Origin of the sequence: Cyanobium sp. WKJ7-Wakatipu, assembly GCF_024345355.1 — a bacterium.
Lineage (GTDB): Bacteria > Cyanobacteriota > Cyanobacteriia > PCC-6307 > Cyanobiaceae > Cyanobium_A > Cyanobium_A usitatum.
On record NZ_JAGQAY010000048.1, the window covers coordinates 1 to 9,388 of the forward strand.

Here is a 9,388-nt window from a genome sequence, read left to right on the forward strand (position 1 = left end):
CTTCCGCTTCAACCGGCGTTTCTCAATGGTTGCGATGACGGAACGGATCGCCAATGCAGTCTGCTGCTGCACGCCTTGCACGGAGCGCGATCTCAGGCTTGCGGAGGCTTATGGGTAATCACGTAGAAGGATGTAAGAGCTAGGCGTTGGCAGAACCACGAGGCTTGTGCCCAGTAAAGATGTCCCCGATGCCGTTTAAATAGAGCGTCAGGCGCACGTTCGATACAAGAGCAGTCGAATGCCGCAAACGGAGTATTTCCGACTGCGACAGTTACCGTCTGTCTAGGCAGCGCCAGCACAACGCTTGTTACGACAGGCCGCCTAGGCGACTAGGCATGCGTTGCCGTCATTGCGATGATTAAGCATGACTGCTTGAAAAGGTGATGTCTGACGAGGTGATGAGGTAACAGAGATGCCGCTACTGGTGCGTCAGATGGAGTGATGTGACTGGCGACCGCCCGTTTAAAGAGCGCATCGGCCAATGAGTGGTGCAGGAAATGGCTATCAGAGCGACCATGCTCAACCATTTATCCAATGGAGTTCGAGGACTATGCATCACGCTGGGCAAGCCAATCCAGCACACTGGAGCCGGAGCACCCGCTGCTGGCGTCAACCCGAAGAAGTGTGGATCAACAAGTCAATAGAGGAGCCCATCCGATCCTGGAGCTGCCCTTAATCGAGGCCGCCTGAGTGGCAGCCTAGGAGTGACCCCCTCCCTGAAAGTCACCACAACGGTTTGGCCCTAGCCAAGTAGTTGCGCACCGGTGCGCAGCTTGCGGATGATCTGTTCGAGGTAGTGGCGATTGCGTTTAAAGACGCTTTTCTTGACCAATTATGGCCACAAGGGAAATTCTCCTAAGGACTGGTTCAGTTTCTGGGGTCCGCTCTAAGGCATGGAATATAGATCAGAAAATGGAAAAGAACAAAGCACTAAGCAATGCCGTGCATGAGGCACGGAATCGTTTCAAAATCTTGTAAAATGGTCAAGCAATATATATTCAGACGACGTTGAAGCAGCGATTCAAGTTGGGGTTTTTCGTAAAACTACCAAAGCGGCTCGCTTCTCAGCGGAGCATTTTCATTCTGGGGGGGTGGTGTTGAGATTGGAGGGTCAAGGGGGATTAACCTTGGCTGGACCGCAGCACTCCGAGGTTCGGGATAGGAGGCAGGAGGTTGCAACGCAGATTCCGGTTGAGCTGTAGGAATGCTAGGTGGTTGCTGATTCGTGGTACCCACCGCCTTCTTAACATCCCCAGAGAGCCCCTTCTTAGAGTCTTTTTTAACTGAATCTCCCTTTTTCTCACAGAAGCCAAAGGGCTCGCAAATGGCGGGAACATTGAAAGCTGTCACTCCAACAAGAAACAAAAGTGATCCAAATATCAGAAGCTTCAGATTGGCTTTCTTGGAGAAAGCATGACTGGCACCTAGAGCCTCCCCAAGGGGAGGCTTAAAATCAGAATCTTCGCGGATGGGTTTCTCATTCGAATAAATTGTTGATTCTTCAGAGGCGGTCGACGTATATTCTGGATTGGAGATCACTCTTCGGCGATCGCTTGAGCTAAACTGAGACTGATGTTGACCTAAGGCAGGCATAGGCGATTCGGCGGAGGCTGGCTGATCATTAGCAAGGCCAAAAAAACCGCGCACAAAAACGTCAGCTCGTCTCGCAAGAGCTGGAGAAAGACTGTTTTGTGCAATCGAGGCAAGGGAAACGACTTCAGCAGGGCTGACCTGTAGTCGCTCAAGGAATAACGACGTATAAAGCGGGTTACAGAATAACAGTCGAAAAGCAGAAATGATCTCATGATCAGCACCTGCCAAATCACTAAAGATAGCAAAGAGCTTTTGCTGAGAATCAGGACGGATGCCCTGGATGCATTCAGAGAATCGCTGACCCAGCCGATAATCCCTATCCATATTTTCAAATTTTCCAACATAATAGCAAGCGGTCACGTTGCCTCGTCCGGGAGCCTCGGGGCAGACCAGCGGAGTAGCCCCAGCCCACTCAGCACAGCGCAGAATAAATAGCACCACATCGTGGTAGAGTAAATGAGAATAATAGTCTTCATGAGACAATTCTCTCCGATCCTCTGTATTGCTATCGTTCTAGCTTCATCCACGGCCTATGCCCAGAGCCCCTACGCAATCGTGGCAAAAGGAACGGAAGAACTGATCAGAGCTTATGACTTCAGAGTTCGTGATGTTTCATCCGTGATCCCAGCATCGCCTGGCCTCACAACAGCTTGTGGCAAGGTTGGCGATGGGAGTTTGACAGCATTTTACTGCCCAGCGTCTCGAAGTATTTATGTTACGGACAAAACATTGCAAGCTCTCGGCAATAAATACGGACCGGAGGGTGTTGCTGTAGTTGTAGCTCACGAATACGCCCATGCGAGGCTGCATGCTGTTCAGGGTTTTACCAAGAACATTATTTGGTCATCTGTCATTGATGAGGTTCAAGCCGATTGTGTAGCAGGTGTCTATATGAAAAATGCGACACCCATACCTATCTCAAGTCAGATGGTTCAAAATGCCGCAAGTTTGCTTGAGAATATTGGTGACTATTTACCGTTAGAGAAAGATTGGCATGGCACACCACAAATGAGGAAGAGAGCCTTCCTCCATGGATACGGAGAGGGGGCCTTAAGTGCTTGCGTCGCTTCCGATGATACTAATTTCAAAAAGGTCATAGAGAAATCCTCAGATGTACTTCAAGATCAGATTAACAATCCCCAGAGTGAACTCAATAGAATACTGAAGTGGGGCAGCGGCATCATCAAGAACTAGGAATGAAGCAATGACAACAACCATTAATGCTAGATGCCAAAACGAAAAGATTGCTTTCAGTATTGGGCCTGGTGATTGGTCACTTGGCCGTTCCCAACAAGCAGATCTTCAAGTCCCATCGCATTGGTCTATCGTTTCTGGTATTCAGCTGAGGATAAGGCTTGGAAACGATGGTAGACTGACTATCTGTGACGGGAACGGACTAAAAGAGAGCACCAATGGGACCCGCCTAAATAATCGCTATATAAGTTCATCGCAATGGCAACATTGGGAGCAAGCATCTGAGCTTCAGATAGGTAGCCTCCTTAAATCGGCCATTAGGATTGATTGGCTCAGCAATGTTAATACCGAGCCGTCTTCACTGCAAGACAACACAGATATAACCATAGGGAGATCTGAGGCCTGTAGCGTTCGGATTGAAGGGCCTACCATATCAAGGATTCATTGTGTAATCAGGAAGGTACATGGACTTGATATCATTGAAGACAAGAGTGCAAACGGGATCTATCTGAATGATAAGCGAGTCAACAAGGCTGCGCCTCTGAGGGAAGGCGACCAAATAAAGGTGGGTACATATGTATTTGGTTGGCTAGGTGGGAAACTTCAGAAAGAGACCTCTGGCCAGAACTACCGCATTGATATTAGAGATCTATGTCTTCCCGGGCGGATAGCAGGAAGTAGCTTATCAATCGAGCCTGGTCAGCTTGTAGCCTTTGTTGGTGGTAGTGGGGCGGGAAAATCTAGTCTACTGACTACCATAGTAGGACAAAACATGGACTACCGCGGGAATATATATGTAAACGGAAGTGAGCTACGAGATTGCTATCGATCAATCAAGCAGGAAGTTGGGTTTGTTCCTCAAGATGATATTGTTCATAAAGATCTTACTGTAGAAGAAGTGCTTCGCTTCTCTGCACGTCTCAAATTGCCAGATCCAGAACAACGACGCAAGGGTGTTGAGCGTGTACTCAGCCAATTAGAGATGACACATCGGCGGTCGGCCCGAGTCAAAGAACTTAGCGGCGGTCAGCGTAAAAGAGTTAGCATCGGTGTTGAGCTTATTGCAGACCCAAGAATCCTATTTCTCGATGAGCCAACGTCAGGTCTTGATCCAGGTCTAGATAAAAGAATGATGGAGCTTCTCCGTCATCTCGCCGATAGTGGGAAGACCGTTGCTCTTGTCACGCATGCCACCAACAATGTGATGCTCTGTGACCAAGTCGTGTTCCTTGGCCGTGGGGGACATCTCTGTTATGCGGGGGCACCTGATGAATGTGCAAACTATTTTGGAGTTAAGGGAGACTTTGCCGATATCTACCAGTTTTTAGAAAAGGATGATAGTGAGATTGCGAATCTTGCTGAAGCCTTTAGGCTGTCACCATTTAGGCGCCTGCCCAATTTGTGTGCAAGTACTACATCTAATATACCAAGCTCATCACTTGACTTTCAGGCTAGAGTGAGGGAATTACCCTCACAATTAAAAACACTCATTTCTCGCGACTTCAGGCTTCAGTTTAGGGATATGACGTCTCTAGTCCTAAATGCTGTTACAGCGCCGCTTGCTACAGTGATGATCGCGATTGCAGCCAACAACAGATCTATATTTTCAGACCATGAAAATTTATCCCCGGGTGTATATCCAGATGCTTTGCGGATTCTATTTGTCATAGTCTGCTCAACAATATGGGTCGGGCTCTCAACATCACTCCAAACGATTGTCAAAGAACGTTCGATATTTATTAGAGAGCGGGCTTTCAACCTTCTTCCAGAAGCTTATTTGTCATCCAAAGTTCTTGTAATGCTTACCCAGGCATTGACTCAAGGTTTATTAGTGGCAGCGTCGGTTGTATTCCTATTTGATTCACCTCAGTCAATTGACAACTGGTTTTTAAGTCTCTGGTTTATCTTCTTTGCTACATTAGTCGCTATCGGCTCTCAGTCACTGCTTATCTCAAGCCTTGTTCAGAACAGTCAGCAAGCAAGCAGTATTGCCCCTCTTCTTCTTATACCTCAGCTTGTATTCGGTGGCGTTCTTTTTATTCTAGGTGATGGTGCAAAAAGTCTTTATTCTGTTGTTACAAGCCGCTGGTCAATGCGGGCTCTAGGTGCTGTTACAGAAATTACTAAATTGATACCCGGCGGTAAAGATGCCATTGATCTTGTATCTGGCGCAACTGACTATGAACATGTTGGGGACACAATCACAGAGTCTCTACTGGTCCTCTTGGTTCAGGCTTTAGTTCTTGTTGCTGCCACGCTATTGTCGCTCCTATTCTATAAGCGAAATCGATAAAAATTATATCCATTTGCACAAGCAACTATTTCGCCGCTCCGCACAAGTATCACAACGGCGGTGTTGCCAATGAAATTAAATACTTAAACTGAGTTTATGGCATAATCGCAGGAATTGCATCTTCTTGATGTTGGCACTTGGGCTAAGGATGACAACATATAATCCCTTTGTGAACCCTTTATTTGATCATGTTTTTATTGGGGCAATCATCTGCCACACCCTTGATGTTATTCTTTACTTCAAGACGATCTAGCTGAGAGAAGATTGTCTGAATAGCTATACCAACTGAAACAGTATCTAGCTTTTTACCAAGACTTGCTTTTACCTTCATTCCTCGAGAATCGTACCAGTCACCAATCCATAATGGTTCGCTGTGTAATGCATTAATCCCAATAATTTGACCGTCGTCAGAAAAGATCCCTCCTCCACTCATTCCCTTCTCTACTTGATTACTATAAGTGAGTGAATAGCCGGATTCCAGTACATTACCTCGAAGCATGGGAATAGTAACGCCAGAAGTTTCTAGGTATGTATTTGTACTTGCTGCATATCCAGTTGCCAGGACAAGACTGACAGATTCAGTATCAAAAAGTAAATCTGGATCTGCATATGACGTATTTGCATTTACTTGAGCGTAAGATATAAAGGCAATATCATTCTCAGCGCGCCTTGGTCTAAATACAATGCCAGGCAAAATATTTCCATCTGAGAATAGAACACATACATTTAAGGATTCACCAACAACATGTCGATTGGTCACTATCCATAGCTTCTTTTGTTTATCTCGAATGATGACACCCGATCCTTTTTGGTCACCGTTGATTACTTGCACTGTGATAGAAGCACGACTGATTTTATCAGAGCCTTCATCAGTCGACGAACCGGACTTAAGCTTATTCTCCGTAACTTTGTGGTTCAGTGACGATGGCTGGGGCTGATTTTTGACCGCTGGCAATCCAAAAACCTGACCGCGTACAGCTAGGATAACTATTGAGGATTGAAATATCAAGAGTAAGAGCCTTTTCATAAGTATGTAAACTACCAAGTTCTGAGTTTAATATGGACTTAAAATTAGCATCAAGCTGTAATGGGATCAATACTTGGTAGAAAACATAACTTGAGAGTAATTAGTTGCAATAAAAATTAAAGCTTAGAACACTTTTCTACTGCTAATTGAACCTCATTTGAAAGCCTCCTTTCACTAAACTGCAAGTAGCTAGAGTGACCAGTTTGCTCAAGGATTCTGTCATAGGTTAAGGACTTTTTAAAGTCGGCAGACTTTCTGCTGACTAGGCTTCCGAGCGCGTAATAAGCTGGGTCAACACCATCCGTTTTCTTGGCAATAGTCTGGCTTGAAGAGGCCTTTGATAAGTCAGGGAGAGAGCTAAAAAAAGTATAATAGTATGCCCTTGAAATCTCAATACAATATTTTGGCAAGCCACCTTTTTCAGCGCGACCAAGTTCTTCTAATAACTGGTCACTGAGGGAAGAGTTCGTCATAATTTCGTAGACTCTTTTCATTGAGGCGCGGCTGGCCTCTACTGCCAACGCTTTCTCATCAATTTGCAGGCCAATTTGACTGGGACCGGAAACAGCTGCAAGAATCTCACCTATTGGGATACCCAATGCCTTTCCAGTTCTTACTGACTGCCCTGTCGAGGACTGCATACTTTCAGATCTTCCATGCATCCCGACTACCATCCCAAGCTCATCGATAATGGGCCCGCCAGAAAAGCCAATCTGTGTTTGCGCTTCATACAATAAACTATACCCATCTTTAATCGAGGAAGGAGTGCCAAGGTAAGGTCCATTCCTTGAACCCAGCTTGGTCACTGTATTATTCTCAGATATAGGATACCCCCAAACACTTAGGATCTGGTTTTGCTTGAGTGGCTTATTAGAAACTTCGAGAGGAACTATGCTTACTGGTGTAGCCTCAATAATGAGGATTGCAGAATCTAGTCTGTCTATCGGTATTTGATCCTTTAATGGGATCTCTAGCTTGCCTCCACCTGGGAGGCTAAGAGTTACTTTCTCACCGGATAAACCTAAAACGTGCCGGGCTGTGATAAAAACCGTCTTGCTGCCCACTTTCAAGAAAAAACCACTTCCAGGTTCTGACTGGTTTTGGATTTGGACAACTGAGCGCGAGACTTCTCTCGCATTCAAATCCGATGGGAATTGGACCAGCAGACAAATGCTACTTAGATGCAGAGTGAAAATCTGTATTATTTTCTTGATCATGATTGAGTGATTAGAGCCAGAATCACCAGTCATTCAACTTATCACCAGTAGTCATTGCAGGCAGGTTTTCTGTCTTGCCAATGCCGAGATATTCATTGATGTCAATGTATGCCCTGTCTCCAGTCTCATTAAGCGGACCAGTTGCTTTTCGTTGGATTCCAAACAGCCTATTCAGTGTTTGTGTAGGATTTTGACCGGGCTTGAGGGTGTAAACAAGATCAGAGCAACGATCCCCTTTGTTCAAGGCAACGCAGATGACGTGCATGCCATTTATCTTTCCAGTAGCTAAATAGCGTAGTTGGTTCTTGTTATTGTATTCAGTAAATCTGCTAGAAACTTCCTGACATCTTCTCTCGGGCGTCCATCCATCATCAGTAAAAATGCTGGATGTCCATCGAATCATCTCGACCTGTTTGCCACTAGACATGTTGGCAACAGTTGTAGGAACCCCTGATTTGTTGACACAGCTAAAATACTGAGCTTTGGCATGGGCCTGCTGCGGGGCTAAAACCTGGCTGAATAAGCTTGCCAAGAATGCCAAGCCAGCGCTGTAGAATCTCAAAAAACTATAGTCTAGAGGTGGGTTCATCTGATTTGTTTAAAGGATATAAATAAACGGAGTAAAATATTGCGTGCGCCGAGGCTAGAATGAGTCAATTTGCTTTGCTGCTGAACCTTTAGTTGAATCGACTCTCAGGGAAGCTCCATTATCCGTAATAGCATACGTTAGTGGCTTGGAGTATCGAGTGAGGTTAGCATTCCCTTCAGTCTTGTACTTGGAGGCAGATTCTCTATCAATAAAATCCCGGTAAGACTGGATTCTTCCTGGAATCTGTGGGCTGCTCGGATTGGGTTCCGATTTTGGATCGCGACTGATGAAGTCCAAGTATCGAATGCAACCCTTGGGATCTCGTCCGGCACGTGCGAGATAAATGAAAGCATCCTCGTCTGCTTCCTTCTCAATTCGAGCAGAGGTTTCGGCGATACGCTTATTCAGTTCTGCTTCCTTTTCTGCAATCATCTTTTCTGTAGCACGGTCTGTATTGGAATTTACAACATTCTGGATACCACCAGTATTTACTCCGAAGATACCACCAACGATTCCTAGCCCCATGCCCCAACCACGCTTACTATTTTCGTTTGCTTGGGCAGCAGCGATGGCTTCCTCCTGAATCTGTTTTTTCAATGCAGCCTGTTCGTTCGGGCCAATCGCTTTATGCTTGCGCACATGATGTGAAAACTCACGACCGACCATGCATGCCAAGGAATCGGCATCCCCAGAAAGTTGGCTCATTGCAGGCCTTGGGACAACGATCAGATTCGCCTCGTCCGCAAATCCATTAAGAAAATATTCTTCTGAAATACGTACACGCCAACTACCGGTGGCGAAATTATTGGCACGTGCAAGTTTATCTACGATACGGTATAGAACGTAGTAGTCTGGAGTGAGATTTTTCTTTGCCAATGCATAAACCTGATCTGCTGGCTTCTGCTGGGCAAGCGCCCTTTCGCTGTAGACCACTGAAAACAGAGTGGCAGACAAAGCAATGGTCAAAGCGTAAAGCTTCCTCATCGATTCCACTAAATTACCAAGAACGTACTCTACCGCGACAGCCCTGTCAAGCGTTATGCATAAACTGCATAAACCTCCCGCTGGGGTAGTGTTTGATTTGCTACAGTCGCTGTCGTGCTCTAGCGATAGCAGGATTTGTGTGGATAGATATTTCTATATGTCACTCCAGCTGCCGCGATGGTCTCGCTATGTCCGACGCCCTGCTCCTCAGGGTGAATGCTTTTTATTCGACAGTTTTGTCACCCCCCCCTTCCCTGCGGTCGTTAACTCTCTGAGAAAGATGCACGGTACTGTTTCACTGTAAATCGCAAAGCAAGTTCTGCCTATTAATGGCTGTGGAGCCTTGCAAAGACGCACCTCCAAGGGCAGGGCTGATTCAAAGTCTGGCACAGGCGAGCTTGCCTGGGCTGCCAGCATGAGTTGAGGTCGGCGGAATTGCCTCCTCCCTGTGCCCGAAAGCCATTCAGCCGCAACAGATCTCGATCTTATCG

At 46.1% G+C, this 9,388-nt stretch carries 7 protein-coding genes; 2 read left to right on the top strand and 5 right to left on the bottom strand.

Going from position 1 to position 9,388, the window contains the following annotated elements; all coding sequences use genetic code 11:
• Nucleotides 1–1,044 precede the first annotated feature (1,044 nt).
• Entirely contained in the window at nucleotides 1,045–2,076 is a 1,032-nt protein-coding gene (locus KBY83_RS14770) for a hypothetical protein (protein ID WP_255020328.1), read from the bottom strand.
• A gap of 72 nt (nucleotides 2,077–2,148) precedes the next feature.
• On the opposite strand from KBY83_RS14770, the gene KBY83_RS14775 reads away from it, so the two are divergent.
• Nucleotides 2,149–2,787, top strand: a complete 639-nt coding sequence (locus KBY83_RS14775; RefSeq protein ID WP_255020329.1) for a neutral zinc metallopeptidase — start codon at nucleotides 2,149–2,151, stop codon at nucleotides 2,785–2,787.
• A 10-nt stretch (nucleotides 2,788–2,797) separates the two neighbouring features.
• Entirely contained in the window at nucleotides 2,798–5,080 is a 2,283-nt protein-coding gene (locus KBY83_RS14780; protein ID WP_255020330.1) for an ATP-binding cassette domain-containing protein, read from the top strand.
• A gap of 178 nt (nucleotides 5,081–5,258) precedes the next feature.
• Here the strand turns inward: KBY83_RS14780 and KBY83_RS14785 are convergent, their stop codons facing one another.
• From KBY83_RS14785 to KBY83_RS14800, 4 genes are all read right to left on the bottom strand, one after another.
• A complete protein-coding gene (locus KBY83_RS14785; RefSeq protein WP_255020331.1) occupies nucleotides 5,259–6,089 on the bottom strand; it encodes a serine protease in 831 nt (276 codons plus the stop codon).
• Between the two features lie 134 nt (nucleotides 6,090–6,223).
• Entirely contained in the window at nucleotides 6,224–7,357 is a 1,134-nt protein-coding gene (locus tag KBY83_RS14790; RefSeq protein ID WP_255020332.1) for a serine protease, read from the bottom strand.
• Complete coding sequence (locus KBY83_RS14795) at nucleotides 7,347–7,865, bottom strand: COP23 domain-containing protein (RefSeq protein WP_255020333.1); 519 nt, start codon at nucleotides 7,863–7,865, stop codon at nucleotides 7,347–7,349. The genes KBY83_RS14790 and KBY83_RS14795 overlap by 11 nt, the downstream gene beginning before the upstream one ends.
• A 102-nt stretch (nucleotides 7,866–7,967) precedes the next feature.
• The gene (locus tag KBY83_RS14800; RefSeq protein ID WP_255020334.1) at nucleotides 7,968–8,897 is read right to left on the bottom strand and encodes a M48 family metalloprotease; all 930 of its coding nucleotides are present in this window, start codon (nucleotides 8,895–8,897) and stop codon (nucleotides 7,968–7,970) included.
• Nucleotides 8,898–9,388: the final 491 nt, after the last annotated feature.

What these genes read in the sequence shown, in the direction of transcription:
- KBY83_RS14790 (WP_255020332.1), bottom strand. Translation starts at nt 7,357, where the DNA reads ATGACTGGTGATTCTGGCTCTAATCACTCAATCATGATCAAGAAAATA.
- KBY83_RS14800 (WP_255020334.1), bottom strand. Translation starts at nt 8,897, where the DNA reads ATGAGGAAGCTTTACGCTTTGACCATTGCTTTGTCTGCCACTCTGTTT.
- KBY83_RS14780 (WP_255020330.1), top strand. Translation starts at nt 2,798, where the DNA reads ATGACAACAACCATTAATGCTAGATGCCAAAACGAAAAGATTGCTTTC.